This is a genomic window from Streptomyces sp. NPDC086787, assembly GCF_044745865.1.
Classification (GTDB): Bacteria; Actinomycetota; Actinomycetes; order Streptomycetales; family Streptomycetaceae; genus Streptomyces.
The window spans coordinates 224,882-249,253 of sequence record NZ_JBIVBC010000001.1 but is presented as its reverse complement, the minus strand read 5'-3'; the positions used below and the strand labels follow the sequence as shown (position 1 = coordinate 249,253).

General features: G+C 71.8%; 18 protein-coding genes. 8 read left to right on the top strand and 10 right to left on the bottom strand.

What is annotated here, in order from left to right; translation table 11 throughout:
* Positions 1-56: 56 nt before the first annotated feature.
* The 3 genes from ACIPK3_RS01135 to ACIPK3_RS01125 all read right to left on the bottom strand — a co-directional run bounded on the left by ACIPK3_RS01135 (position 57) and on the right by ACIPK3_RS01125 (position 5,933).
* Positions 57-3,806, bottom strand: coding sequence for an ABC transporter ATP-binding protein (locus ACIPK3_RS01135; RefSeq protein WP_402565462.1), 3,750 nt, complete (start codon positions 3,804-3,806; stop codon positions 57-59).
* 81 nt (positions 3,807-3,887) lie between these two features.
* The gene (locus ACIPK3_RS01130) at positions 3,888-4,922 is read right to left on the bottom strand and encodes an esterase-like activity of phytase family protein (RefSeq protein WP_402565460.1); all 1,035 of its coding nucleotides are present in this window, start codon (positions 4,920-4,922) and stop codon (positions 3,888-3,890) included.
* A 78-nt stretch (positions 4,923-5,000) separates the two neighbouring features.
* Positions 5,001-5,933 carry a serine hydrolase gene (locus ACIPK3_RS01125; RefSeq protein ID WP_402565458.1) on the bottom strand — a complete coding sequence of 311 codons (933 nt, stop codon included), beginning with the start codon at positions 5,931-5,933 and terminating at the stop codon, positions 5,001-5,003.
* Between the two features lie 519 nt (positions 5,934-6,452).
* Between ACIPK3_RS01125 and ACIPK3_RS01120 the strand changes: the two genes are divergently transcribed.
* Positions 6,453-8,189, top strand: coding sequence for a M4 family metallopeptidase (locus ACIPK3_RS01120; RefSeq protein WP_402565456.1), 1,737 nt, complete (start codon positions 6,453-6,455; stop codon positions 8,187-8,189).
* Between the two features lie 67 nt (positions 8,190-8,256).
* Here ACIPK3_RS01120 and ACIPK3_RS01115 read toward each other — a convergent pair whose 3' ends face one another.
* The gene (locus ACIPK3_RS01115) at positions 8,257-9,099 is read right to left on the bottom strand and encodes a serine hydrolase (protein WP_402565455.1); all 843 of its coding nucleotides are present in this window, start codon (positions 9,097-9,099) and stop codon (positions 8,257-8,259) included.
* Positions 9,100-9,338: 239 nt separating this feature from the next.
* On the opposite strand from ACIPK3_RS01115, the gene ACIPK3_RS01110 reads away from it, so the two are divergent.
* Positions 9,339-9,689 carry a peptidase inhibitor family I36 protein gene (locus ACIPK3_RS01110; RefSeq protein ID WP_402565453.1) on the top strand — a complete coding sequence of 117 codons (351 nt, stop codon included), beginning with the start codon at positions 9,339-9,341 and terminating at the stop codon, positions 9,687-9,689.
* A gap of 15 nt (positions 9,690-9,704) precedes the next feature.
* On the opposite strand, the gene ACIPK3_RS01105 is transcribed toward ACIPK3_RS01110, so the two are convergent.
* Positions 9,705-11,402: a thiamine pyrophosphate-binding protein gene (locus ACIPK3_RS01105; protein ID WP_402565451.1), complete on the bottom strand. Its 1,698-nt coding sequence runs from the start codon at positions 11,400-11,402 to the stop codon at positions 9,705-9,707.
* Complete coding sequence (gene speB, locus ACIPK3_RS01100) at positions 11,399-12,379, bottom strand: agmatinase (RefSeq protein ID WP_402565449.1); 981 nt, start codon at positions 12,377-12,379, stop codon at positions 11,399-11,401. The genes ACIPK3_RS01105 and speB overlap by 4 nt, the downstream gene beginning before the upstream one ends.
* A 113-nt stretch (positions 12,380-12,492) precedes the next feature.
* Between speB and ACIPK3_RS01095 the strand changes: the two genes are divergently transcribed.
* Both ACIPK3_RS01095 and ACIPK3_RS01090 read left to right on the top strand, forming a co-directional pair.
* Positions 12,493-14,007, top strand: coding sequence for a helix-turn-helix domain-containing protein (locus tag ACIPK3_RS01095; protein WP_402565447.1), 1,515 nt, complete (start codon positions 12,493-12,495; stop codon positions 14,005-14,007).
* A 40-nt stretch (positions 14,008-14,047) separates the two neighbouring features.
* Positions 14,048-14,842, top strand: a complete 795-nt coding sequence (locus tag ACIPK3_RS01090) for a phosphatase (RefSeq protein WP_402565446.1) — start codon at positions 14,048-14,050, stop codon at positions 14,840-14,842.
* 107 nt (positions 14,843-14,949) lie between these two features.
* Here ACIPK3_RS01090 and ACIPK3_RS01085 read toward each other — a convergent pair whose 3' ends face one another.
* The 4 genes from ACIPK3_RS01085 to ACIPK3_RS01070 all read right to left on the bottom strand — a co-directional run bounded on the left by ACIPK3_RS01085 (position 14,950) and on the right by ACIPK3_RS01070 (position 18,464).
* Positions 14,950-15,342 carry a hypothetical protein gene (locus ACIPK3_RS01085; RefSeq protein WP_402565444.1) on the bottom strand — a complete coding sequence of 131 codons (393 nt, stop codon included), beginning with the start codon at positions 15,340-15,342 and terminating at the stop codon, positions 14,950-14,952.
* A 311-nt stretch (positions 15,343-15,653) separates the two neighbouring features.
* Positions 15,654-16,532 carry an acyl-CoA thioesterase gene (locus tag ACIPK3_RS01080; RefSeq protein ID WP_402565443.1) on the bottom strand — a complete coding sequence of 293 codons (879 nt, stop codon included), beginning with the start codon at positions 16,530-16,532 and terminating at the stop codon, positions 15,654-15,656.
* 38 nt (positions 16,533-16,570) lie between these two features.
* A complete protein-coding gene (locus tag ACIPK3_RS01075) occupies positions 16,571-17,728 on the bottom strand; it encodes an acyl-CoA dehydrogenase family protein (RefSeq protein ID WP_402565441.1) in 1,158 nt (385 codons plus the stop codon).
* Between the two features lie 118 nt (positions 17,729-17,846).
* Entirely contained in the window at positions 17,847-18,464 is a 618-nt protein-coding gene (locus ACIPK3_RS01070) for a TetR/AcrR family transcriptional regulator (RefSeq protein ID WP_402565439.1), read from the bottom strand.
* Positions 18,465-18,559: 95 nt separating this feature from the next.
* Here ACIPK3_RS01070 and ACIPK3_RS01065 point away from each other — a divergent pair, with 95 nt between their 5' ends.
* From ACIPK3_RS01065 to ACIPK3_RS01050, 4 genes are read left to right on the top strand one after another with little or no spacing between them, the layout of a single operon-like run.
* On the top strand, positions 18,560-20,176 hold the full coding sequence (locus ACIPK3_RS01065; protein ID WP_402565437.1) for a carboxyl transferase domain-containing protein: 1,617 nt from the start codon (positions 18,560-18,562) through the stop codon (positions 20,174-20,176).
* An 11-nt stretch (positions 20,177-20,187) separates the two neighbouring features.
* Positions 20,188-22,128 (top strand): acetyl/propionyl/methylcrotonyl-CoA carboxylase subunit alpha, encoded by a 1,941-nt coding sequence (locus tag ACIPK3_RS01060; RefSeq protein ID WP_402565435.1) that lies wholly within the window; start codon positions 20,188-20,190, stop codon positions 22,126-22,128.
* Positions 22,125-23,066 carry a hydroxymethylglutaryl-CoA lyase gene (locus tag ACIPK3_RS01055; RefSeq protein WP_402565433.1) on the top strand — a complete coding sequence of 314 codons (942 nt, stop codon included), beginning with the start codon at positions 22,125-22,127 and terminating at the stop codon, positions 23,064-23,066. The genes ACIPK3_RS01060 and ACIPK3_RS01055 overlap by 4 nt, the downstream gene beginning before the upstream one ends.
* A gap of 5 nt (positions 23,067-23,071) precedes the next feature.
* Positions 23,072-24,232, top strand: coding sequence for an acyl-CoA dehydrogenase family protein (locus ACIPK3_RS01050; protein ID WP_402565431.1), 1,161 nt, complete (start codon positions 23,072-23,074; stop codon positions 24,230-24,232).
* The last annotated feature ends 140 nt before the right edge of the window (positions 24,233-24,372 follow it).

The window sequence follows — 24,372 nt, the reverse complement described above, 5'->3', positions numbered from 1 at the left end:
GATGTACGGACGCAGAACATATGTCGGATGGTTGCACGTCCGTCAGCAACGCACGCTCAGCGGGTCACGCCGACCGGTTCCTCGGGCTCGGCCCCGCCGATGAAGGTTCGCCACAGCTCGGCGTACCGGCCGCCCAGGGCCAGCAGTTCCTCGTGGGTGCCGTCCTCGGCGACCCGGCCGCGGTCCATCACCACGACCCGGTCCGCGCGGGCGGCGGTGGTCAGCCGGTGGGCCACCACCAGGGTCGTACGACGGCCCGCCAGACGGTCGGTCGCCTGGTTGACCTGAGCCTCCGTCGCCAGGTCCAGGGCCGCGGTCGCCTCGTCGAGGAGCAGCACGTCGGGGTCGACCAGCTCGGCGCGGGCCAGCGCGATCAGCTGGCGCTGTCCGGCCGAGAGGTTGCGGCCGCGCTCGGCCACCTCGTGGAGATAGCCGCCGTCGAGCGTGGCGATCATGTCGTGGGCGCCGACCGCACGCGCGGCCGCCTCCACCTGGGCGTCGGTGGCCTCGGGCCGGCCGTAGGCGATGGCGTCCCGGACGGTCCCCTGGAAGAGGTACGCCTCCTGCGGCACGACGCCCAGGCGGTGCCGGTACGACGTGAGGTCGAGGGTCCTCAGGTCGGTGCCGTCGACGGTGACCCGGCCGGCCGTCGGGTCGTAGAACCGTGCCACCAGCTTGACCAGGGTGGACTTGCCCGCGCCGGTCTCGCCGACGAAGGCGACGGTCTGTCCGGCCGGGATCCGCAGGTCGATCCCGCTGACCGCGGCTTCGGCGCCGTCGCCCGCGCCGTAGGCGAAGTCCACTTCCTCGAAGGCGATCTCGCCCCGGAGCGAGCCGACCTCGGCCGGCCGGCCCACGGGCCGCGTGGACGTCGGCTCACGGAGCAGTTCCTGGATGCGGCCGAGGGAGACGGTGGCCTGCTGGTAGCCGTCGAAGACCTGGGAGAGCTGCTGGACCGGGGCGAAGAACAGGTCGATGTAGAGGAGGTAGGCGACCAGCGCGCCCGTGGTGAGCGTCGCCGCCTCGACCCGGTCGGCGCCCCTGACCAGTACGGCGGCCGCCGCGGCCGAGGCGAGCAGCTGGACGAACGGGAAGTACACGGATATCAGCCACTGGCCGCGTATGCGGGCGCGCCGGTAGCTGTCGCTGCGCTCGGCGAACCGCGCCCGGCCGTCCCGCTCGCGCCGGAAGGCCTGCACGATCCGCAGCCCGGAGACCGACTCCTGGAGGTCCGCGTTGACCAACGACACGCGCTCGCGGGCCAGTTCGTACGCCTGCACGCTCGCCCGGCGGAAGAAGTAGGTGGCGACGACCAGCACGGGCAGGGTGACGAAGACGATCAGGGCCAGCTCGACGTCGAGCGCCAGCAGGACCCCCATGATGCCGACGAAGGTGACGACCGAGACGATCGCGGTGACCAGACCGGTCTGGAGGAACGTCGACAGCGCGTCCACGTCGGTCGTCATCCGGGTCATGATCCGGCCGGTCAGCTCGCGCTCGTAGTAGTCGAGGCCGAGCCGCTGGAGCTGGGCGAATATCTTCAGCCGCAGCGAGTACAGGACGCGTTCGCCGGTGCGGCCGGTGAGCCGGGTCTCGCCGGTCTGGGCGGCCCACTGGACGAACACGGCGAGCAGGGCGAGCAGGGAGGCCGCCCAGACACCGCCGAGGGCGGCCTTGGTGACGCCCTGGTCGATGCCGTGCCGGATCATGATCGGCAGCAGCAGGCCCATACCGGCGTCCACGGCGACCAGCAGCAGGCTGACCAGCAGCGGCCGGCCGAAGCCGCGCAGCAGGCGGGCGAGGCCGTAGGAGTCCTCGGGGCTCACCGCCCGCGCCTCGTCGATGCCGGGGGTGTCGGTCGCCGGGGGCAGCGCCTCCACCAGGGCGAGCAGCTCGGGGGTGGCCGGGGTGCCGGAGAGCGCCGTGATCTCGGCGTTCTTGGACTCGCGGTCGCCGCTCCACAGTCGGGGGGTCACACCGCGTTCGGCGTCGAACTCGGCGTCCAGTTCCTCGCGGACGGTGGTGTCCTCGGGGGGCGGCACGGGCAGGGCGTGGCCCGGGGAGACGCCGCCCAGTTCGTCGGGGTCGGTGAGCAGCCGCCGGTAGAGGGCGGAGCGTTCCTGGAGTTCCTCGTGGGTGCCGATGTCGGCGAGACGGCCCCCGTCGAGCACGGCGATCCGGTCGGCGAGGTTGAGGGTGGAGCGGCGGTGGGCGATCAGCAGCGTCGTACGGCCCGCCATGACCTGGCCGAGCGCCTCGTGGATCTCGTGCTCGACGCGGGCGTCCACGGCGGATGTGGCATCGTCCAGGACCAGCAGACGCGGGTCGGCGAGGATCGCGCGGGCGAGCGCGACGCGCTGGCGCTGGCCGCCGGAGAGGGTGAGGCCGTGCTCGCCGACCTTGGTGTCGTAGCCGTCGGGCAGCTCGCTGATGAAACGATCCGCCTGGGCGGCTCGGGCGGCCTGCTCGATCTGTTCCCGGGTCGCGTCGGGGCGGCCGTAGGCGATGTTCTCGCGGACGGTGTCGGAGAAGAGGAACGAGTCCTCGGGGACCAGGCCGATCGCGGCCCTGAGCGAGTCCTGGGTCAGCTCGCGCACATCGTGGCCCCCGACCAGCACGGCGCCGTGGGTGACGTCGTAGAAGCGCGGCAGCAGCAGGGAGACGGTGGACTTGCCGGAGCCTGAGGAACCGACGACGGCGAGGGTCTCACCGGGGCGGATCTCGAAGCTCAGCCCCTGGAGGACCGGGCGCTCGGGGTCGTAGCCGAAGGACACGTCGTCGAACTCGACGGTCGCGGGCGCGTCCGCCGGGAGCGTCTTCGTGCCGTCCTTCATCGACGGCTCGGTGTCGATCAGCTCCAGGACGCGTTCGGTGCCCGCGCGGGCCTGCTGGCCGACGGTGAGGACCACGGCCAGCATGCGGACCGGGCCGACGAGCTGCGCCAGGTAGGTGGAGAAGGCGACGAAGGTGCCGAGGGTGATGTGCCCGCGTACGGCGAGCCAGCCGCCCAGCGCCAGCATGGCGACCTGGCCGAGGGCGGGGACGGCCTGGAGGGCGGGGGTGAACCGGGCGTTCAGCCGGATGGTGCGCAGCCGACCGGCGAACAGCCTCCGGCCGACCTCCCTGAGCTTTCCGGTCTCCTGCTCCTCCTGCCCGAAGCCCTTCACCACGCGTACGCCGCTGACCGCACCGTCCACCACGCCCGCGACGGCGGCGGCCTGGGCCTGCGCGTACCAGGTGGCGGGGTGCAGACGGGTGCGGCTGCGGCGGGCGATCCAGCCCAGCGCCGGGCCGACCGCGAGGGCGACCAGGGTCAGCGGCAGCGACAGCCAGGCCATGATGACCAGGGAGATCAGGAACAGCATGACGTTGCCGATGGTCATCGGCAGCATGAAGAGCAGGCCCTGGATCAGCTGGAGGTCGCTGGTGGCACGGCCGACGACCTGGCCGGTGGACAGCTCGTCCTGGCGGCGGCCGTCGAGGCGGGTGATCGCGCCGTACATCTCGGTACGCAGGTCGTGCTGGACGTCGAGGGCGAGGCGCCCGCCGTAGTAGCGGCGGATGTAGGTGAGCACGTAGACCAGCACGGCGGCGCCGATCAGGGCGCCGGCCCAGGGGGCCATGGAACGGCTGTGGCCGCCGATCACGTCGTCGAGGATCACCTTGGTGATCAGCGGGACGACGGCCATCACGGCCATGCCCGCGAGCGAGGAGCCGAGGGCCAGGAGCACGTCCTTCGGATATCGCCAGGCATAGCCGGCGAGCCTTCGCGCCCAGCCCTGTATGTCCCCCTGCTCCGCTGCCACGCCGGTGCCCTCCGTCGAAGTATGGTCTGCCTGGTCTCCCGGAAGGCACCAACGCGGCGGGGGGCGGATTTCATCCCGCCGTCACGAAGAGACTCGCCCGACGCGTACCCGCAGGCGGTAGAAACGGGTCGTCTGTGCCGCGTTCTGGTTGTCGTCGCTGACCAGGAGGACCCTGAGACGGCCCCGGTGGTCACGCCCCGTGACCGTCATGCCCTCGATGTTGTCGAGGAGCGGGTTGGGCTGGGGCTGCTTGGCGGTGGCGCCGAGGGAGGGGCAGGAGGCGATGTCGGCGAGCAGGGTCTTCCTGATCGGGCGGACCCCGTCCTGTCCGGTCAGGTTCTCGATGCCGCTGGTGTCCGTGGCGCGGCGGAGGTCGGCCAGATAGAGGCGGACGGTGTTGCCGACCCCGGCGGTGAAGCCGCGCTCCAGGACGAGGAGGCGGCCGTCGGGAATGGCCTGGACCTCGGGGACGCCCAGACCGGCGTCGGCGCGGTAGGCGTACTGGGCGGCGAGCGCGAAGCGGCCCCGGTGGCGCCGCCAGGTCTGGAAGCGGACGGTGCCGGGCGAGTCGCCGGAGATCGCGTACTCCATGGCGGCGAGGAGCGTGTGCCCGCCGGGCAGCAGGGTCAGGCTCTCGAAGGTCTGGTTGGTGACGGCCCGGCCCGCCGGGGCGACCAGCAGCGAGGAGGGCACGGGCAGCCGGTCGAGGATCCTGCCGTCGCGGGAGTAGCGCCGTATGGACGGCTCGGCCTCCGAGGTGATCAGGCGGGTGCCGTCCCGGTCCACGGCCAGGCCCTCGGAGTCGAGCGCGGCGCCGTGCTCGTCGGCGAGCGGGAGCGCCGATGCCGGTGCGAGGGTCCGGGCGTCCAGGCCGAACAGGGCGGAGCGGTCGGACAGGGCGGTGAGGGAGCCGTCCCGGTCGGTGGCGAGGGCGGAGAGGTTGCCGACGAAGGTTCCGTCGTACGTCGTCTTGTCGAGCGCGTCGGAGAAGCGGTCGAGGGAGACCGAGGGCGAACAGGCGTGGCCCTCGGTGGCGTTGGCCGGGCCGGCGGCGGTCAGGCAGCTGACCGCCGCCAGTCCGGCGGTGACGGTGGCGAGTACGGTTCGCAGGCGCATGGGCGTCACCGTAGGGCGGCCGGATGTCGGACGGGAGACCCCCGGGTGAAGCGCGCCGGACGCCGCTCGCCGGGCCGGTCAGCCCTGCGGGGGTGTGGCGACGAACGCCTCGCGGGGGTGGCTGGTCGGGGTGTAGCGCTTGGTCGCGGCGGTGGTCGGGACCAGGTCCTTGTGCACGGCCCTGGCGATGTTCTGGATGGTGGCGACGCCGTAGTCCATGGTGCTGTTGTCCTGGGTGAGGACGCTCATCATGTAGTCGTGCCCGGCGCCGTTGAAGGTGCCCAGGCTGTGCACCCGCCAGCCGTGCGTGGCCCGCTCCAGCCAGCCGTTCTTCACATGTACGGCGACCGAGGACGGCGCCCCGGCGGGCGTACCCCAGCGCTGGTCCGCGACGACCAGGCCCATCAACTTCAGGATGTAGGCACGCGAGTTGTCGCTCAGCACGTCGTTCTTGGCGGTGACGAGCCTGAGCAGCTTCTGCTCGTCGGTGACGTTCTCCTGGGTGAGGCCCCAGTAGCCGTCGGCGCCCGGGACGGTCTTCGTCATCCCGGCGGCGGTCAGGAAGCCCTGGATCTTCGCGATGCCGAGCTGCTTCCACAGCTTGGTGGTGGAGTCGTTGTCCGACCGGGTGATCATCGCGGTGGCGAGGTCGGCCTCCTCGTCCGTGAGGTAGCGGTTCTGCTTCTTCGCGTCCCACAGCAGCGTGGCGAGGACGGTGACCTTGACCGTGCTCGCCGAGTCGAAGGCGGTGGTGGCGTTCAGGGTGCAGGTGGTGTTGGTGCTGCGGTCGTACAGACCGATGGCGACGGTGCCCTGACGGCCCGCCAGGGCGGCCGTGATGTCCTTCGTCAGCTTGTCGGCGAGGCCCGCCTTGGCGGAGGTGCAGCTGACGGCGGGCGCGGGTGCGGGCGCCGCGGCGGCCGGGGTGGCGGCGACGACGGCCGGCCCGAGCAGGGCGGCGCCGAGGGCGGCCGCGAGTGCACCGGTACGGCCGGATATCCGATGGGTCATGAAGAGTCTCCCCCTTGAACTGAACGTCGTACGGGCGTTTCTCAGAACGCCGTCGGCGCGCCCGTACCGTCCGGTCTCGACTCGACAGGGCGGCCGACAGTTGTACGCATGTTCGCAGCAAGGGAGTTGACGGATACGGGCGGGTGACCTTCCGAGCAGGAAGCGAGCCTTCCGGTTGGTGAACGACGCCCATCGGCGGGCGATTTGCCGGAATAACCCCACTGATCACTTCGGTCAGCTTGTGAATTCAAAGGCGCATTTGATCCATACGGCTTCCGTCACCTGGATGTCACTACCCGTACATCTCAGGTAAAGAGCCACTAAAGGAAGGGATTTGACACCCTCTTTGATCTTCCGGAGGCGCCGCTTTCCGGGGAAAAGTGCCGCCTCAGAACCCGCAGGTTTTTCACAGCAGATTCACCACCACCTCCCCAGGTGGCTGTTTCTGCTGCGTTCCCCCACACCGAAGGGCACCTCGTGCGCAGATCTCCGATACGCAGGCTGGCGATCACCGTTGTCATGGCATCGACAGCGGCACTGACCGCCGGCACCCTCAGCACCGCCTCCGCCTCGCCCCACCCCGCCACGGCCTCCGCGTCGAGCAACGCCTCGTCAGCGGTCGTGGCCGCCGCGAACGCCGCCGCCCACTCCCACGCCAAGGCGACCGGAGTCGGCGAGCACGACACCCTGAAGGCGACCGAGGCACTGGTCGACCCGAACGGCAAGAAGCACGTCCGCTTCGTCCGGACCCACCGCGGCCTGCCGGTCCTCGGCGCCGACCTGATCGTCCATCTGGACGCGAAGAACCGGTACCTCGGCGTCACCCGGGCGACGAACCGGACCATCGACCTCGCGGTCACCACCCCGAAGAAGTCCGCCGCCGCCGCGCGGACCGCCGCCGCGGCGGGCAAGGGCACCGCGGGCAGCGCGAAGCTGGTCGTCAGCGCCCTCGCCGGCCACGCCCCCGTCCTCGCCTACCAGGTCCGGGTGACCGGCAGCGCGACGGCCGAGGGCACCGGCGCCCGTGACGTCGTCGTCGACGCCACCACCGGCAGGATCCTGAGCGACACGCCGGTCGGGGACCCGTTCCTCTCGCCCACGGCCCTCGACAAGCTCCGCAAGCAGAACGGCACTTCGCACGCGGCACCGACCGCGCCCCGCACCGCCGCGCGCGGCCTGCTCCCGGCCTCGGCGGCCGCGTCGGGCACGACGGCGACGGGCTACTCCCTGTACGACGGCACCGTCTCCCTCAACGCGTCGCCCTACACCTACCAGGGCAGCCGGTACTACATCCTGAAGGACTCCAGCCGCGGCAACACCGAGGTGCGGGACGCCGACAACCAGGAGACCCAGAACTTCGACGACGGCTACCTCGCCGCCAGCACCAGCACCACCTTCGGCAACGGCTCCACCAGTGACCGCAACTCGGCCGCCGTGGACGCCATGTACGGCATCACCAGCACCCTGGACTTCTACAAGAGCACCTTCGGGCGCAACGGCATCGCCAACGACGGCGCCGGCGCGCACGGCATGGTGCACTGGGGCAACTCCGTCGGCAACGCCTTCTGGGACCCCGACTGCAACTGCATGCTCTACGGCGACGGAGACGGCCGCGACTTCAAGAAGCCGCTGGTCGTGCTGGACGTCACCGGTCACGAGCTGACCCACGGCGTGGTCGGCGCCACCGCGGACCTCCAGCCCACCCGGACCGACAGCAGGGGCAACCAGTACGGCGAGCCCGGCGCCCTCAACGAGTCGCTGGCCGACATCTTCGGCAGCGGCGTCGAGTTCGCCACCAACAACGCCAAGAACCCGCCCAACTACCTGATGGGCGAGAGGCTCGGCATCGCCCAGGGCTTCCTGCGCCGCCTGGACCAGCCCTCGCAGGACAAGCTCGAAGGCACCGTCGACTACTGGTCGAAGTCCCTCACCGACGCCGAGGTGCACGGCGGCTCCGGTGTCTCCTCGCACGCCTTCTACCTGCTCGCCGAGGGCAGCGGCCGCAAGACCATCGGCGGCGTGTCGTACAACTCCCCGACCTACGACGGCTCCACCGTCACGGGCATCGGCCGGGCCAAGGCGCTGAACATCTTCTACTACGCCCTGACCCGCTACATGGTCTCCACGACCAGCTTCCACGGCGCCCGCACCGCCACCCTCAACGCCGCGAAGGACCTCTACGGCGCGAGCAGCACCGAGTACCAGACCGTGAACAAGGCGTGGGCGGCGGTCAACGTCACCGCCTCCAACGGCTGATACCGGCCCGCTTCGGCAGCAGCGCCGTGTGCTTCGGCACCGGCGCTGCCGTCGTGTGCGTCGGCCGCTACGCCATGTCCTTGTGGACGGCCTTGGCGACGCCCTGGATGGTGGTGATGCCGTAGCTCATGCTGCTGTTGTCCTGGGTCAGCACGGTGATCGTGTAGTCGTGGCCCCTGCCGGTGAAGGTGCCGAGGCTGTGCACCCGCCAGCCGTGCGAAGAACGCTGGAGCCAGCCGTTCTTGACGTGCACGGCGACTCCGGAGGGGGCGCCGTACGGGGTGCCCCAGCGCTGGGACGAGACGACCTTGCCCATCAGCTTCAGGATGTAGGCACGGGAGTTGTCGCTGAGCACCGAGTTCTTGGCGGTGACCAGCTTGAGCAGCTTCTGCTCGTCGTTCACCGTGATCTGGGTCAGGCCCCAGTAGCCGTTCGCGCCCGGCTTCGTCTGCGTCATGCCGGCGGCGCTCAGGAAGCCCTTGATCTTCGTCGTGCCCAGCTGCTTCCAGAGCTTGCTGGTCGCGGTGTTGTCCGACTTGGTGATCATGGCCGTGGCCAGGGACTGCTCGGTGCTGGTCAGGAACCGGTTGTGCTTCTTCGCGTCCCACAGCAGGGTGGCGAGGACGGTGACCTTGACCGTGCTGGCCGAGTCGTAGGCGCTGGTGGCGCGCAGGGTGCAGGTCGTCTTGGTCGTGCGGTCGTAGAGGCCGACGGCGATCGTGCCCTTGCGGGGCGCGAGTGCCGCCGTGATGTCCTTCTTCAGCTTGGCCGCGAGGCCCGCCTTCGCAGACGTACAGCTGACCGTGGGCGCCGCCGCGGAAGCCGTACCGGCGGCGATGCCCGGTATGAGCACCGCTGCGCCGACGACTGCGGCCAGCGCCTTGGCGCGTCTTGGGGTCCGGTGAGTCATACCCGCGTTGACTCACATGTTCGGGCGAATGGTTGTGCTAGACGAGTTGCGGTTCGGCAAAGACTGCCGCCGGACCGTCGCCGGTCGTACTGGTTCTACTACTTCGCTCACACAGGTGAGCCGGGCTTCCGCCCGGGCGTGTCCGGGTTCCGGGACGAAAGCATGAGAGCGCCACGGCGCCTCCGCCGTGGTGTCCCGACTCCGTTCCTCTGGAGAACCTGGAGAACCTGGAGAACACCGTGAAGATCCGCTCGTGGTCCCTCGCCGCCGCCCTCGCCCTCACCGCCCTCGTCCTGCCCGCCCAGTCCGCCTCCGCCCAGGCGGCGCCCTCCTGCCCCGACGGCTCGGTGTGCTTCTGGAGCGGTGAGGACTTCGGCGGCGACTACTGGGAGTGGACGTCCCGCAGCGGCTACCGCGACATGCCGCCGGGCCTCCACGACCGCGTGGGCTCCTTCGTCGCCTCCACCCGCGCCTGCTTCGCCAACTGGTCCCCGGTCGAGAAGCGCGACGTCTTCAACGGCGACTGGCGCGCCCGCTACCTCGGTGACTTCGGAGGGCGGATCGACGGGGTGGGGCCGGGTGGCTGCTGACCGGGGCGACCAGGGCTACGGGGCCTGGAGGTGCGTCGGTGCGAACATCCGGAGCAGTGCCGGGAGCACGACCACCGACGGTCCGGGCGTCGTCAGCGCCTTGCGGAGGTCTTCCTCCAGCGTGCCGGGGGTCGTGCGCGTCGCCGGTACGGCGAAGGACTCGGCGAGGGCCACGTAGTCCGGGCGGGTCAGTTCCGTCGCCGTCGGAAGCGGCTGGCCGAAGGCGTCGGTCATGTACTCGCGGAGGATGCCGTAGCCGCCGTCGTCGACGATCAGCCAGGTGACGTCGAGGTCGTGCTGGCGGGCCGTGGCCAGTTCGGCGATCGAGTACAGGGCGCCGCCGTCGCCCGACACCGCGAGTACCGGGTGGCCCGGGTCGGCGGCTGCCGCGCCGAGGGCGGCCGGGAAGGCGTAGCCCAGGCCGCCGGATCCCTGGGCGGAGTGCATCAGGTTGGTGCCCCGGGGGTCGAAGGCCGCCCAGGCCCAGTAGGACAGGATCGTCATGTCCCAGAAGGAGGGGGAGGTCGCGGGCAGCGCTCGGCGGACCGACGCCAGCACGTCCTGTTCCAGGGTGAGTTCCTGGGCGGCGATCCGCGCCGAGACCCGGGACAGCAGGTCCCGTACGCGCTGCGGCGCCGACTCGTCCGTGCGCTCCTCCACCGTTTCCAGCAGGGCCTGGAGGGCCAGGCGGGCGTCCGCGTGGATACCCAGGGCCGGGTGGTTGGACTCCAGTTTGCCCGGGTCCGCCTCGATCTGGATCACCCGGCCGCGAGGCCTGAACGTGTGGTAGTTCGAGGAGAGTTCGCCCAGGCCCGAGCCGACGACCAGGAGGACGTCGGCGTCTTCCAGGAAGTCCGTCGTGTGACGGTCCTCCAGCCAGGACTGGAGCGAGAGGGGGTGCTTCCAGGGGAAGGCGCCCTTGCCGCCGTAGGTGGTGACCACGGGGGCGGCCAGCAGTTCGGCGAGCTTCCTCAACTTGCCCGAGGCGTCCGCCCTTACCACTCCCCCGCCCGCGATGATCGCCGGTCGGGCGGCCCGGGAGAGCAGGTCGGCCGCCACCGCGGTCAGTTCGGGGCGCGGGGCCGGCTCGTCCGGGGTCGCGTCCACCGCCGTCACGACCGGCAGCGAGGTCTCCGCGAGGAGTACGTCCTGCGGGATCTCCACCCACACCGGGCCGTGCGGAGCCGTGAGCGCCGACTTCCAGGCCGCCGCGACGGCGGACGGGATCTGGGACTGGCTGCGGACCGAGTGGACCGACTTGACCACACCACGGAACGAGGCCGCCTGGTCCGGGAGTTCGTGAAGGTAGCCGTGGCGGCCGCCGCCCAGGCCCGCCGTGGGGACCTGGCTGCAGATGGCCAGCACGGGGGCGCTGGCCGCTGCCGCCTCCTGGAGCGCGGCCAGCGAGGTGAGGGCTCCCGGGCCGGTCGACAGCAGCAGCGGCGCCGCCTCGCCGGTGATCCGGCCGTAGGCGTCCGCCGCGAACCCGGCGTTGTTCTCCACCCGCAGACCCACATAGCGCAGGTCGGAGCGGCGCAGTGCGTCGAACAGGCCGAGCGCGTGCTGGCCGGGCAGACCGAAGACGGTCGTCGCGCCCAGCCCGGCCAGGGTCTCCACGACCAGGTCTCCGCCGGTTCGGCCGGGCGGTGGGTTCAGCGCGGCGGCCCGCTGCGCGGGCGTCGGGCGGAGTACCAGGTCGTGGTCGTGGGTCACTTCGCTTCGGAGTCCTTCCGGGCCGCCGCGATCTGCCGGCTCATGATCGTGGTCAGTTCGTATGCCGTGTGCGAGGCCGCCACGGAGGTGATCTCCGCGTGGTCGTACGCGGGGGCCACCTCGACGACGTCCGCCGACACCAGGTTGCACGATGCCAGACCGCGCAGGATCTCCAGCAGCTCGCGGGAGGTCATGCCGCCGGCCTCGGGGGTGCCGGTGCCGGGGGCGTGCGCCGGGTCGAGGCAGTCGATGTCGATGGAGATGTACAGCGGGCGGTCCCCGATGCGCTGCCGCAGCTGGTCGGCGACCTCGTCGGCGCCCCGGCGGTAGATGTCCGCCGAGGTGACGATGCCGAAGCCCATCTTCTCGTCGTCGGTCAGGTCCTGCTTGCCGTACAGCGGGCCGCGGGTGCCGACGTGGGAGAGCGCCTCGGTGTCGAGGATGCCCTCCTCGACCGCGCGGCGGAACGGGGTGCCGTGCGTGTACTCGGCGCCGAAGTAGGTGTCCCAGGTGTCGAGGTGGGCGTCGAAGTGGAGCAGCGCGACCGGGCCGTGCTTCTTGGCCATCGAGCGCAGCAGCGGCAGGGCGATGGTGTGGTCGCCGCCGAGGGTCATCAGGCGCGCGCCCGTGCCGAGCAGGTCGTCGGCGGCGGCCTCGATGGTCTCCACCGCCTCGTTGATGTTGAACGGGTTCACGGCGATGTCGCCGCCGTCCGCGACCTGGGCGAGCGCGAAGGGGGAGGCGTCCTGCGCCGGGTTGTAGGGGCGCAGCAGGCGGGACGCCTCGCGGATGGCGTTGCCGCCGAAGCGGGCGCCGGGGCGGTACGAGACGCCGGAGTCGAAGGGCACGCCGACGACGGCGACGTCCGCGGTGCCGACCTCGTCCAGGCGGGGCAGCCGGGCGAACGTCGCGGGTCCGGCGTACCTCGGGATCCGGGAGGAGTCGACGGGGCCGCGGGGCGTCGCGTTGCTGCTCATGACGGAGTGCCTTCCTTCTCACGCCGCGTCTCGTACACGGTGCTGTTCCTTCGACTCTAGGTCGCCGGGCAACGGCCGCGAAGTGTACGTTTCCTCCATTCGAGGCCGACGCGATGGAGGGAACGCACAACATGCCGGACGTACCCGCGTCAGCAGGCCCGGCGGTACCCGATGTCCCGCCCACCCCGCCGGTCCCGCTCACGGCCCTGCTGGCCCGTGCGGACCTGGCCCTGCGGCAGATCGCGGGACCCCCGGCGGGCGGGGTGGTCATCCACTGGGCGCACGCCTCGGAGATGGCCGACCCCTTCCCCTACCTGCTCGGCGGCGAGCTGCTGCTGTCCGCCGGGGTGCACATCCCGGAGGCGGCGGACCCGGGCTCCTACTTCGACGCCTATGTGTCCCGGATCGTGGCGGCGGGCGGCGCCGCTCTCGGCTTCGGCCTGGCCCCGGTCCACGACACGGTCCCGCCCGCCCTGGTGGCCGCCTGCGACGCGCACGGGCTACCGCTGATCGAGGTGCCGCCGCGGACCACGTTCTCCGGCGTGGCCCGCGCGGTCTGGCAGCTGATGGCCGAGGCCCGCCTGGCCGAGCTGCGCCGGGTGACCGAGGCCCAGCGGAGCCTGGCCGCGGCGGCCGCCCGCCCCGACCCGGTCTCCTCGGTGCTGCGGCAGCTCGCCCAGCGCCTCGGTGGCCGCGCGGTGCTGCACGGGCCGGACGGCAGGGAGGTCGCGGGGGCCGGGCGGGAGCCCGAGGAGCGGGTGCGGGCGGCCCTGGAGGCCCTCGCCGGGGTCGTACGGCCGGCGGCGAGCGGGCGTACGGCGCCCTCCTCCGCCGCGGACACCCTGGCCGGCAGTCATCTCGCCGCCTATGCACTCGGCCCCGGGGAGGGCTTCGTCCTCGGGGTCGTCACCCCGGGCCGGGAACCGGGCGACCACACCGTCGTCTCCGTCGCCGCCGTACTGCTCACCCTGCTGACCGGGGAGCAGCAGAGCGGGGCCGGTGCCGCGCGGTCCTCGGCGCTGGTGCGGCTGCTGCTGGGGGCGTCGCCCGAGGAGGTGGCCCCGCTGGTGGGGGGCGGCCAGTGGGTCGTCGTGCACGCGCGGCGGGACGCGCGGGCACCGGACGCGATGGCCGCCTCCGCGCTGGGGGCCGCCCTGGGGTCGCCCCTGGTGGACCTCGCCCGGGACGTCGTACGGGTCCTGGTGCCGGCCGATCGGGCGCCGGGCGCGCAGCCCGGCTGGACCCTCGGGGTGAGCGCCGCCGTCACCCCGGACGGGTGGCCGTCCGCCGACACCCAGGCGGCCCGTGCCCTGGCCCGCGCCCGCGCCACCCGCGCCCCGCTGGTCCGGCACGGTGCCCGCGCGGGGCTCGACGGTCTGGTGCCGGGCGCGGAGGCCGCGGCGCACGCCCGTGCCGTGCTCGCGCCGCTCGCGGCGAGCCCCGCGCTCATCGACACACTGCGCACCTGGCTTTCCCTGCACGGAAGTTGGGACCGGACGGCGGTGGCGCTCGGGGTGCACCGCAACACCGTGCGGCAGCGCGTCGCCCGCTGTGCCGCGCTGCTCGGCGCGGACCTGGACGATCCGGATGTGCGGATGGAACTCTGGTTCGCCCTCAAACACCTGTGAGCGCGCCGCCGCCCCACACCGCTGCCCCACAATGGAAGGCATGCCGATACCCGGGACACCCAGCCGCACCGAGCTTGTCGACCACCTTGTGAGGACCCGCATCGCGGGTGACGTCGCCACGCCGCGCGAGAACAACCTGCTGCACTACCGCAAGCTGGCCAACGGCGAGCGGAACTGGTGGCTCGGGCTGGAACTCGGGGACCGGTGGGCGGACGAGCAGGACGTGCTCGCGGTGATGGCGGAGCGGGTCGGAGTCAACGACGACCCGGGTTACCGGTACGGACAGGACACCATCGACCCCGAGCTGACCGTCGACGCGCTAGACCGGTTGGCGGGGCGGCTGCGCAAGGCGGCCGAGGACCGGCAGCGGGTGCTGTTCGCGACCGGTCACCCGGGCGGTCTGCTGGACGTGCACCGCGCCACGGCGGCCGCGCTGCGCGCCGTGGGCTGCGAGATCGTGGTCATCCCGGACGGGTTGCAGACGGACGAGGGGTACGTCATGCAGTTCGCGGACGTCGCGGTGCTGGAGCACGGCGCAACGCTGTGGCACACCCACTCCGGCGAGCCGATGCGGGCGATCCTGGACGGGATGGGCCGTGAGGGCCGGCCGCTGCCCGACCTGGTGGTCGCCGACCACGGCTGGGCCGGGTACGCGGCACAGGCCGGCCTGGACTCCGTGGGATACGCCGACTGCAACGACCCGGCTCTGTTCCTGGCCGAGTCGGAGGGCACGCTCCAGGTGGCGGTGCCGCTGGACGACCATGTGCCGAGCCCTCGGTACTACGACCCGATGACGGCGTATCTGCTGGCGGAGGCGGGCCTGACGGAGCGGTAGGGACCGCCGAACGCCTCGGCGACCGCTCAACACCGCGGCGTGCGGCTCCGTCTGACGGAACCGCACGCCGTGTCATTCGTGCCTGGGGTGCTTCGGGGTCCGGGGGCTCAGTGGCCGCCACCGCCGCCGTTGCCGCCGCCACCGCCACCGTTGCCGCCGCCACCGCCGCCGTAGCCTCCGCCACCGCCGCCGTTGCCGCCGCCACCGTAGCCGCCACCGCCGTAGCCGCCGCCGTTGTCGCCGCCGCCATAGCCGCCGCCGTAGCCGCCGCCGTTGTCGCCGCCGCCGTAGCCGCCGCCACCGCCGCCGTTGCCGCCGCCGTAGCTGTCGCCCCACCAGCCGTCGTTGTCGTCGTCGCCCACCCAGCTGTTGCTGTAACCGCTGTTCTGGTGGCTCGGCGACGCCGCGGCGGTGCCCGCGGCTCCGAGCGCGGCTCCGCCCGCCATCAGCAGGCCGGCGGCTGACGCCGCGATGACACGCCTCGCGCGTTGTGTTCGCATGAGAAATACCTTTCCGTTCCATCGTCTCTCGCGATTCCCGCTGCGGGATGTGCGAGGTGGATGGCCGCCGCGGTAGATGACGAAAACGGCGGTCAGAGTGTCGCCGCGTGTTCAGACAGGCACGCGCTCGACCGCCGATGTCTCACAGGCCGTCCGCACCGAGTCGTGCGGAGGGTCACTGCGGCCCTGGTCCCGGGTGTCGGAACCGGTTCGGCCGGTCATGCCGCGCGGTTGCGGCTTCACCCAAAAAGCCTAGTCCCGGACCCGCGGCTCGGCATCTCGGCGGTCCCGTCGGCCCCTTGGAAGGACGGCTACCGACGCGGAACGCGGACGACGCCCTCCTGGATCACCGAGATGGCGAGGCGGCCGTCCCGCGTGTATATGCGGGCCTGCCCGAGCCCGCGGCCGCCGTGGGCGGAGGGGGACTCCTGGTCGTAGAGCAGCCACTCGTCGGCGCGGAAGGGGCGGTGGAACCACATCGCGTGGTCCAGCGAGGCGCCGACGACGTCACCGACGGCCCAGCCGCCCCGGCCGTGCGCGAGGAGCACGGAGTCGAGCAGGGTCATGTCGGAGACGTAGGTGGCGAGGACGACGTGCAGCAGCGGCACGTCGATGTCGCCGTCGAGCTTGCCGTTGGTGCGGAACCAGACCTGGGAGTGCGGCTCGCGCGGCTCGCCGAACCTGCCGTACGGCGGCTCGTCCACGTAGCGCAGGTCGACCGCCTCGCGTGACGACTGGAACTTCGCCACGACGTGGGGGTCGAGATGACCGTAGTCCCGCAGCCGTTCGTCGGAGGTGGGCAGGGTCTCCGGGTCCGGGGCGGGCGGCATGGGGGCCTGGTGGTCGAGGCCGTCCTCGTACGTCTGGAAGGACGCGGAGAGATGGAAGACCGGCTGTCCGTGCTGGACCGCGACCACCCGGCGGGTGGTGAAGGACCGGCCGTCGCGGATGCGGTCGACGGTGTAGACGATGGGCGCGCCCGGGTCGCCGGGGCGCAGGAAGTAGGCGTGGAGCGAGTGGGCGTGCCGGTCGGCGGGGACCGTGCGCCCGGCAGCGACCAGTGCCTGTGCCGCGACCTGGCCGCCGAAGACCCGTGGGACCACGGAGGACCGGGACTGGCCGCGGAACATGTCCTGCTCCAGCTGCTCGAGGTCGAGCAGCTGGAGCAGGGCCGTGAGTGCCTGACTCATGGGGTGGGAGGGCTTTCGCCTGGACTTTCGTCCGGGCCTTACAGCCCCATGTCCTTCGCGATGATCGACTTCATGATCTCGCTGGTGCCGCCGTAGATGCGGTTGACGCGGTTGTCCGCGTACAGGCGGGCGATCGGGTACTCGTTCATGAAGCCGTAGCCGCCGTGCAGCTGGAGGCAGCGGTCGATCACGCGGTGGGCGACCTCGGTGCAGAACAGCTTGGCGCTGGCGGCCTCGGCGGGGGTCAGCTCGCCCGCGTCGAGGGCCTCGGTGGCACGGTCGGCGACGGCCTCGGCGGCGTCCACCTCGGCCTGGCAGGCGGCCAGCTCGAACTTGGTGTTCTGGAAGGCGGCGACGGGCTGGCCGAAGACGGTGCGCTGCTGGACGTACTCCTTGGCGAACCGGACGGCGGCCTTGGCCTGGGCGTAGGCGCCGAAGGCGATGCCCCAGCGCTCGGAGGCCAGGTTGTGACCGAGGTAGTAGAAGCCCTTGTTCTCCTCGCCGAGGAGGTCCTCGACCGGGACCTTGACGTCGACGAACGCCAGCTCGGCGGTGTCGGAGGTCTTCAGGCCGAGCTTGTCGAGCTTGCGGCCGATCGAGTAGCCCTCGGCCTTGGTGTCCACGACGAACAGGGAGATGCCGTGGCGGCGGTCCTCGGCGGACGGCGCGGCGGTGCGGGCGCAGACGATCATCCGGTCGGCGTGCACGCCGCCGGTGATGAAGGTCTTGGAGCCGTTGAGGACGTAGTGCGTGCCGTCCTCGGAGAGCTTGGCGGTGGTCTTCATGCCCGCGAGGTCGGAGCCGGTGCCCGGCTCGGTCATCGCGATGGCCCACATCTCCTCGCCGGAGACGAACTTCGGCAGGTAGCGCTTCTTCTGCTCGTCGGTGGCCAGCAGCTTGATGTACGGCAGACCGAGCAGGACGTGCACGCCGGAGCCGCCGAACTGGACGCCCGCGCGGGAGGTCTCCTCGTAGAGGACGGCCTCGAACTTGTACGAGTCGATGCCGGCGCCGCCGTACTCCTCGTCGACACGGATGCCGAAGACGCCGAGGTCGGCGAGCTTGTAGTAGAAGTCGCGCGGCGCCTCGCCGGCGGCGAACCACTCGTCGTAGACGGGGACGACCTCGGCCTCGATGAAGGCCCGGACGGTCTCCCGGAACGCCTCATGATCCTCGTTGAACACCGTACGGCGCATGCCGCCACCTCCACGTACCTTCGGCATGACATCGGGTATGCCTAAGCGCTTGCTCAGACCCCAAGGTACCGGCCGGTAGGTTGAGGCGTCCAGGGTGATGTACCCCACCCCGTACGGGTCAGTCGCCGGGCCCGTCGCCGGCCCCCTCCGCCGCGCCCAGCGCCCCCCGGGCCATCCGGTGCAGCAGCTCCGCGGTGACCCCCCGGCCGGGCAGGGAGCCCGGGCGGCCGAGGTGCGGGGTCGAGTTCAGCAGACCGAAGACCGAGTGCACCGCGGAGCGGGCCATCGGCTCGGCCAGAGCCGGGTAGACCTCGCGCACGACCTCCACCCACAGCTCGACGTACTGCCGCTGAAGCTGCCGGACGAGCTTGCGGTCGCTGTCGCGGAGGCGGTCCAGCTCACGGTCGTGGAGGGTGATCAGGGGCCGGTCGTCCAGGGCGAAGTCGATGTGGCCCTCGATCAGCGAGTCCAGGACCGCCGAGGGGTCCGCCGCGCCGTCGGCCTCCGCGAGCCGCCGCTTCGCCCCGGTCAGCAGCTGACCGCTGATGCCGACCAGCAGCTCCGCGAGCATTGCGTCCTTGCCGGGGAAGTGCCGGTACAGACCGGGGCCGCTGATGCCGACCGCCGCTCCTATCTCGTCCACTCCGACGCCGTGGAAGCCGCGCTCGGCGAAGAGGCGAGCGGCCTCCTTGAGGATCTGCTCGCGGCGGGTCGGGGCGTCGGCTCTGGTGACCATGAAAGCAATTCTAGACAGGGAGGTTAGCGGTCGTTAACCTGAAGGAAATGGTTAACGCTCATTAACAGTCGATCGCTGGGTGAGGGGACCGCAGGATGCAAGAGGCACCGGAGCTGACGAGCGCGGCAGACCCCGCGTCGGAGGCCTGGCGGGCCAACGAGGACGCGCACCGCGCACTCGTCGAGGAGCTGCGCGGCAAGCTGGCCGCGGCGGCGCTCGGCGGCGGCGAGAAGGCGCGCGCCCGGCACACCGCGCGCGGCAAGCTGCTGCCGCGGGACCGCGTGGACACGCTGCTCGATCCGGGCTCGCCGTTCCTGGAGCTGGCCCCGCTCGCGGCCGACGGGATGTACGAGGGACAGGCGCCCGCGGCGGGCGTGATCGCCGGGATCGGCCGGGTCAGCGGCCGCGAGTGCGTGATCGTGGCCAACGACGCCACCGTCAAGGGCGGCACCTACTACCCGATGACGGTGAAGAAGCACCTCCGCGCGCAGGAGGTGGCCCTGGAGAACCGGCTGCCCTGTGTCTACCTGGTGGACTCCGGCGGCGCGTTCCTGCCGATGCAGGACGAGGTCTTCCCGGACCGCGAGCACTTCGGGCGGATCTTCTACAACCAGGCGCGGATGTCCGGCGCGGGGATTCCGCAGATCGCGGCCGTCCTCGGCTCGTGCACGGCGGGCGGCGCCTACGTCCCGGCGATGAGCGACGAGGCCGTGATCGTCCGCAACCAGGGGACGATCTTCCTGGGCGGTCCGCCGCTGGTGAAGGCCGCCACCGGTGAGGTGGTGACCGCCGAGGAACTGGGCGGCGGCGAGGTGCACTCCCGGGTCTCCGGTGTCACCGACCACCTCGCGGAGGACGACGCGCACGCGCTGCGGATCGTGCGGAACATCGTCGCCACGCTCCCCGCGCGCGGGAACCTGCCCTGGGAGGTCCAGCCGGCCGTCGAGCCGAAGGTGGACCCGTTCGGGCTGTACGGCGCGGTGCCGGTCGACTCCCGCACCCCCTACGACGTGCGCGAGATCATCGCGCGCGTGGTCGACGGCTCGCGGTTCGCCGAGTTCAAGGCCGAGTTCGGGCAGACCCTGGTCACCGGTTTCGCCCGGATCCACGGCCACCCGGTGGGGATCATCGGCAACAACGGCATCCTGTTCGCCGAGTCCGCCCAGAAGGGCGCCCACTTCATCGAGCTGTGCGACCAGCGCGGCATCCCGCTGGTGTTCCTCCAGAACATCTCGGGCTTCATGGTGGGCAAGGACTACGAGGCCGGCGGCATCGCCAAGCACGGCGCCAAGATGGTGACGGCGGTCGCGTGCACACGCGTGCCGAAGCTGACGGTGGTGGTCGGCGGGTCGTACGGCGCCGGCAACTACTCGATGTGCGGCCGGGCCTACTCCCCCCGTTTCCTGTGGATGTGGCCCAACGCCAAGATCTCGGTGATGGGCGGCGAGCAGGCCGCGTCGGTCCTCGCGACCGTCAAGCGGGACCAGTTGGAGGCGCGCGGCGAGTCCTGGCCCGCCGACGACGAGGACACGTTCAAGGCGCCCATCCGCGCGCAGTACGAGCGTCAGGGCAACGCCTACTACGCCACCGCCCGGCTCTGGGACGACGGTGTGATCGACCCGCTGGAGACCCGGCAGGTGCTCGGTCTCGCACTGACCGCCTGTGCCAACGCGCCGCTGGGTGACCCCCAGTTCGGCGTCTTCCGGATGTGAGGAGGGGACCCGTGTTCGACACAGTGCTCGTGGCCAACCGCGGCGAGATCGCCGTACGCGTCATCCGTACGCTCCGCTCGCTGGGCGTGCGCTCGGTGGCGGTCTTCTCCGACGCCGACGCCGACGCGCGGCACGTCCGGGAGGCCGACACGGCGGTGCGGATCGGTCCGCCGGCCGCCGGCGAGAGCTATCTGTCGGTGGAGCGGCTCCTGGAGGCCGCCGCCCGCACCGGCGCCCAGGCCGTCCACCCCGGTTACGGCTTCCTCGCCGAGAACGCGGGCTTCGCGCGCGCGTGCGAGGAGGCGGGGCTGGTCTTCGTCGGACCGTCGGCGGACGCGATCTCCCTGATGGGCGACAAGATCCGCGCCAAGGAGACGGTCCGCGCGGCCGGTGTCCCGGTGGTCCCCGGCTCCAGCGGGAGCGGTCTGACCGACGCCCAGCTGGCCGACGCGGCCCGGGAGATCGGGGTGCCGGTGCTGCTCAAGCCCTCGGCGGGCGGCGGCGGCAAGGGCATGCGCCTGGTGCGCGACCTGTCGGTCCTCGAGGAGGAGATCGCGGCCGCCCGCCGCGAGGCCCGCGCCTCCTTCGGGGACGACACGCTCCTGGTGGAGCGCTGGGTGGACCGCCCCCGGCACATCGAGATCCAGGTGCTGGCGGACGGCCACGGCAACGTGGTCCATCTCGGCGAGCGCGAGTGCTCGCTCCAGCGCCGGCACCAGAAGATCATCGAGGAGGCGCCGAGCGTTCTCCTGGACGAGGCGACCCGGGCCGCGATGGGCGAGGCCGCCGTGCAGGCGGCCCGCTCGTGCGGCTACCGGGGCGCGGGCACGGTGGAGTTCATCGTGCCGGGCGTCGACCCGTCGTCGTACTACTTCATGGAGATGAACACCCGCCTCCAGGTGGAACACCCGGTCACCGAGCTGATCACGGGACTCGACCTGGTCGAGTGGCAGCTGCGGGTGGCGGCCGGTGAGCGGCTGGGCTTCGCGCAGGAGGACGTGCGGCTCACCGGGCACGCGGTCGAGGCCCGGCTGTGCGCCGAGGACCCCGCGCGCGGCTTCCTGCCGTCCGGCGGCACGGTGCTGCGGCTGCGCGAACCGCAGGGCGACGGCATCCGCACCGACTCCGGGCTCAGCGAGGGCACCGAGGTCGGCAGCCTGTACGACCCGATGCTGTCCAAGGTCATCGCGTACGGCCCCGACCGGGAGACCGCGCTGCGCAAGCTCCGGGCGGCCCTCGCCGGGACGGTCACGCTGGGCGTGCAGACCAACGCGGGCTTCCTGCGCCGGCTGCTCGCCCATCCGGCGGTCGTGGCGGGCGAGCTGGACACCGGCCTGGTGGAGCGGGTGGTGGACGAGCTGGTTCCCACGGACGTGCCGGAGGAGGTGTACGAGGCGGCGGCGGCCGTACGGCAGGAATCCCTCAGGCCGCGGGACGGCGGCTGGACCGACCCGTTCTCGGTGCCGAGCGGCTGGCGGCTCGGCGGCACCCCGAAGCCGGTCGGCTTCCACCTGCGGGTGCAGGACCCGGTGGACTACGTCCCCCGCGGCACCCACTCCGTCTCGCCGGACTCGGTCGCGGTCACCCTCGACGGGGTCCGCCACACCTTCCACCGTGCGGCCGACTGGCTCGGCCGTGACGGCGACGCCTGGCACGTGCGCGACCACGACCCGGTGGCCGCGTCCCTGAGCCGGTCCGCGCACGCGGGCGCCGACTCCCTGACCGCGCCCATGCCCGGCACGGTGACCGTCGTGAAGGTGGCCGTCGGCGACGAGGTGACCGCCGGGCAGAGCCTGCTGGTGGTGGAGGCCATGAAGATGGAGCACGTCATCTCCGCCCCGCACGCCGGCACGGTCGCCGAACTGGACGTGAAGCCCGGCACGACGGTCGCCATGGACCAGGTGCTGGCCGTCATCGCACCGCACGACACGGAAGGGGCGGCGGCGGAGTGACCATCGACGGACTCCCCATGGCCGTACCGGCCCAGGACCTGCCCGCACGGGTGCGGATCCACGAGGTCGGCGCGCGCGACGGGCTGCAGAACGAGAAGTCGGCCGTGCCGACCGAGGTCAAGGCGGAGTTCATCCGCCGGCTGGCCGACGCCGGGCTGACCACGATCGAGGCGACCAGTTTCGTGCACCCGAAGTGGGTGCCCCAACTGGCCGACGCCGAGCAGCTGTTCCCACAGGTCTCCGGTCTGCCGGTGGAGCTGCCGGTGCTGGTGCCGAACCAGCGCGGGCTGGACCGCGCGCTGGCGCTCGGCGCCCGCCGGGTCGCCGTCTTCGCCAGCGCCACCGAGTCCTTCGCCAAGGCCAACCTCAACCGCACGGTGGACGAGTCGCTCGCGGTGTTCGACCCGGTCGTGCGGCAGGCGAAGGACGCGGACGCCCATGTCCGCGGCTATGTCTCGATGTGCTTCGGCGACCCCTGGGAGGGCCCGGTCCCGGTCCACCAGGTGGTGCGTGTCAGCAAGGCGCTGATGGACATGGGCTGCGACGAGCTGAGCCTCGGGGACACCATCGGGGTCGCGACCCCGGGCCATGTCCTCGCGCTCCTCTCGGCCCTCAACGAGGAGGGCGTGCCGACGAACGTCATCGGCGTGCACTTCCACGACACCTACGGCCAGGCGCTCGCCAACACCCACGCGGCGTTGCAGCACGGCGTCAGCACGGTCGACGCCTCGGCAGGGGGCCTCGGTGGCTGCCCTTACGCCAAGTCCGCCACCGGCAACCTCGCCACCGAAGACCTCGTATGGATGCTGCAGGGCCTCGGCATCGAGACCGGGGTCGACCTCGGCCGTCTGACCGCCACCAGTGTGTGGATGGCCGAACAGCTGGGCCGACCCAGCCCGTCCCGTACCGTCCGCGCCCTCTCCCACAAGGACCAGTGATCACCATGGACCACCGTCTCACCCCCGAGCTGGAGGAACTCCGCCGCACGGTCGAGGAGTTCGCGCACGACGTCGTCGCGCCGAAGATCGGTGACTTCTACGAGCGGCACGAGTTCCCCTACGAGATCGTCCGCGAGATGGGCCGCATGGGCCTGTTCGGGCTGCCGTTCCCGGAGGAGTACGGCGGCATGGGCGGCGACTACCTCGCCCTCGGTATCGCCCTGGAGGAACTGGCCCGCGTCGACTCGTCCGTGGCCATCACCCTGGAGGCGGGTGTCTCGCTGGGCGCGATGCCGATCCACCTCTTCGGCACGGACGAGCAGAAGCGCGAATGGCTGCCCCGGCTGTGCGCGGGCGAGATCCTGGGCGCCTTCGGGCTCACCGAGCCGGACGGCGGCAGCGACGCCGGGGCGACCCGTACGACGGCCCGTCTGGACCCGGACACCAACGAATGGGTCATCAACGGCACGAAGTGCTTCATCACCAACTCGGGCACGGACATCACCGGTCTGGTGACGGTCACCGCGGTCACCGGCCGCAAGCCGGACGGCAGGCCGCAGATCTCCGCGATCATCGTTCCGTCGGGCACCCCCGGCTTCACCGTCGCGGCGCCGTACTCGAAGGTCGGCTGGAACGCCTCCGACACGCGTGAACTGTCCTTCCAGGACGTCCGGGTGCCCGCCGCCAACCTGCTCGGCGAGGAGGGCCGCGGGTACGCCCAGTTCCTGCGCATCCTGGACGAGGGCCGCATCGCCATCGCGGCGCTCGCCACCGGCCTCGCGCAGGGCTGTGTGGACGAGTCGGTGAAGTACGCGCACGAGCGGCACGCCTTCGGCCGCCCGATCGGCGCCAACCAGGCCATCCAGTTCAAGATCGCCGACATGGAGATGAAGGCCCACACGGCCCGGCTGGCCTGGCGGGACGCGGCCTACCGGCTGGTCGCGGGCGCGCCGTTCAAGAAGGAGGCGGCGATGGCCAAGCTGTACTCCTCCACCGTCGCCGTCGACAACGCCCGCGACGCCACGCAGGTCCACGGCGGCTACGGCTTCATGAACGAGTACCCGGTGGCCCGTATGTGGCGCGACTCCAAGATCCTGGAGATCGGCGAGGGCACGAGCGAGGTGCAGCGGATGCTGATCGCGCGGGAGTTGGGACTGCCGGGCTGAGCCCCGTCCGACGGTTCACGCGGGCGCCCGGCCGGGGTCTTCCGGCCGGGCGCTTGCGCGTGGGCGACCGGGTCGGGCAGCCCTGCACGGTCGCCGTCGACAACGCCCGGGACACCGAGATCGGCGAGGCCGCTGCCGGC

What these genes read in the sequence shown, in the direction of transcription:
- ACIPK3_RS01070 (WP_402565439.1), bottom strand. Translation starts at nt 18,464, where the DNA reads ATGGTCACCAGAGCCGACGCCCCGACCCGCCGCGAGCAGATCCTCAAG.
- ACIPK3_RS01065 (WP_402565437.1), top strand. Translation starts at nt 18,560, where the DNA reads ATGCAAGAGGCACCGGAGCTGACGAGCGCGGCAGACCCCGCGTCGGAG.
- ACIPK3_RS01115 (WP_402565455.1), bottom strand. Translation starts at nt 9,099, where the DNA reads ATGACTCACCGGACCCCAAGACGCGCCAAGGCGCTGGCCGCAGTCGTC.
- ACIPK3_RS01120 (WP_402565456.1), top strand. Translation starts at nt 6,453, where the DNA reads ATGGCATCGACAGCGGCACTGACCGCCGGCACCCTCAGCACCGCCTCC.
- ACIPK3_RS01085 (WP_402565444.1), bottom strand. Translation starts at nt 15,342, where the DNA reads ATGCGAACACAACGCGCGAGGCGTGTCATCGCGGCGTCAGCCGCCGGC.
- ACIPK3_RS01090 (WP_402565446.1), top strand. Translation starts at nt 14,048, where the DNA reads ATGCCGATACCCGGGACACCCAGCCGCACCGAGCTTGTCGACCACCTT.
- speB (WP_402565449.1), bottom strand. Translation starts at nt 12,379, where the DNA reads ATGAGCAGCAACGCGACGCCCCGCGGCCCCGTCGACTCCTCCCGGATC.
- ACIPK3_RS01095 (WP_402565447.1), top strand. Translation starts at nt 12,493, where the DNA reads ATGGAGGGAACGCACAACATGCCGGACGTACCCGCGTCAGCAGGCCCG.
- ACIPK3_RS01080 (WP_402565443.1), bottom strand. Translation starts at nt 16,532, where the DNA reads ATGAGTCAGGCACTCACGGCCCTGCTCCAGCTGCTCGACCTCGAGCAG.
- ACIPK3_RS01125 (WP_402565458.1), bottom strand. Translation starts at nt 5,933, where the DNA reads ATGACCCATCGGATATCCGGCCGTACCGGTGCACTCGCGGCCGCCCTC.
- ACIPK3_RS01050 (WP_402565431.1), top strand. Translation starts at nt 23,072, where the DNA reads ATGGACCACCGTCTCACCCCCGAGCTGGAGGAACTCCGCCGCACGGTC.
- ACIPK3_RS01075 (WP_402565441.1), bottom strand. Translation starts at nt 17,728, where the DNA reads ATGCGCCGTACGGTGTTCAACGAGGATCATGAGGCGTTCCGGGAGACC.
- ACIPK3_RS01130 (WP_402565460.1), bottom strand. Translation starts at nt 4,922, where the DNA reads ATGCGCCTGCGAACCGTACTCGCCACCGTCACCGCCGGACTGGCGGCG.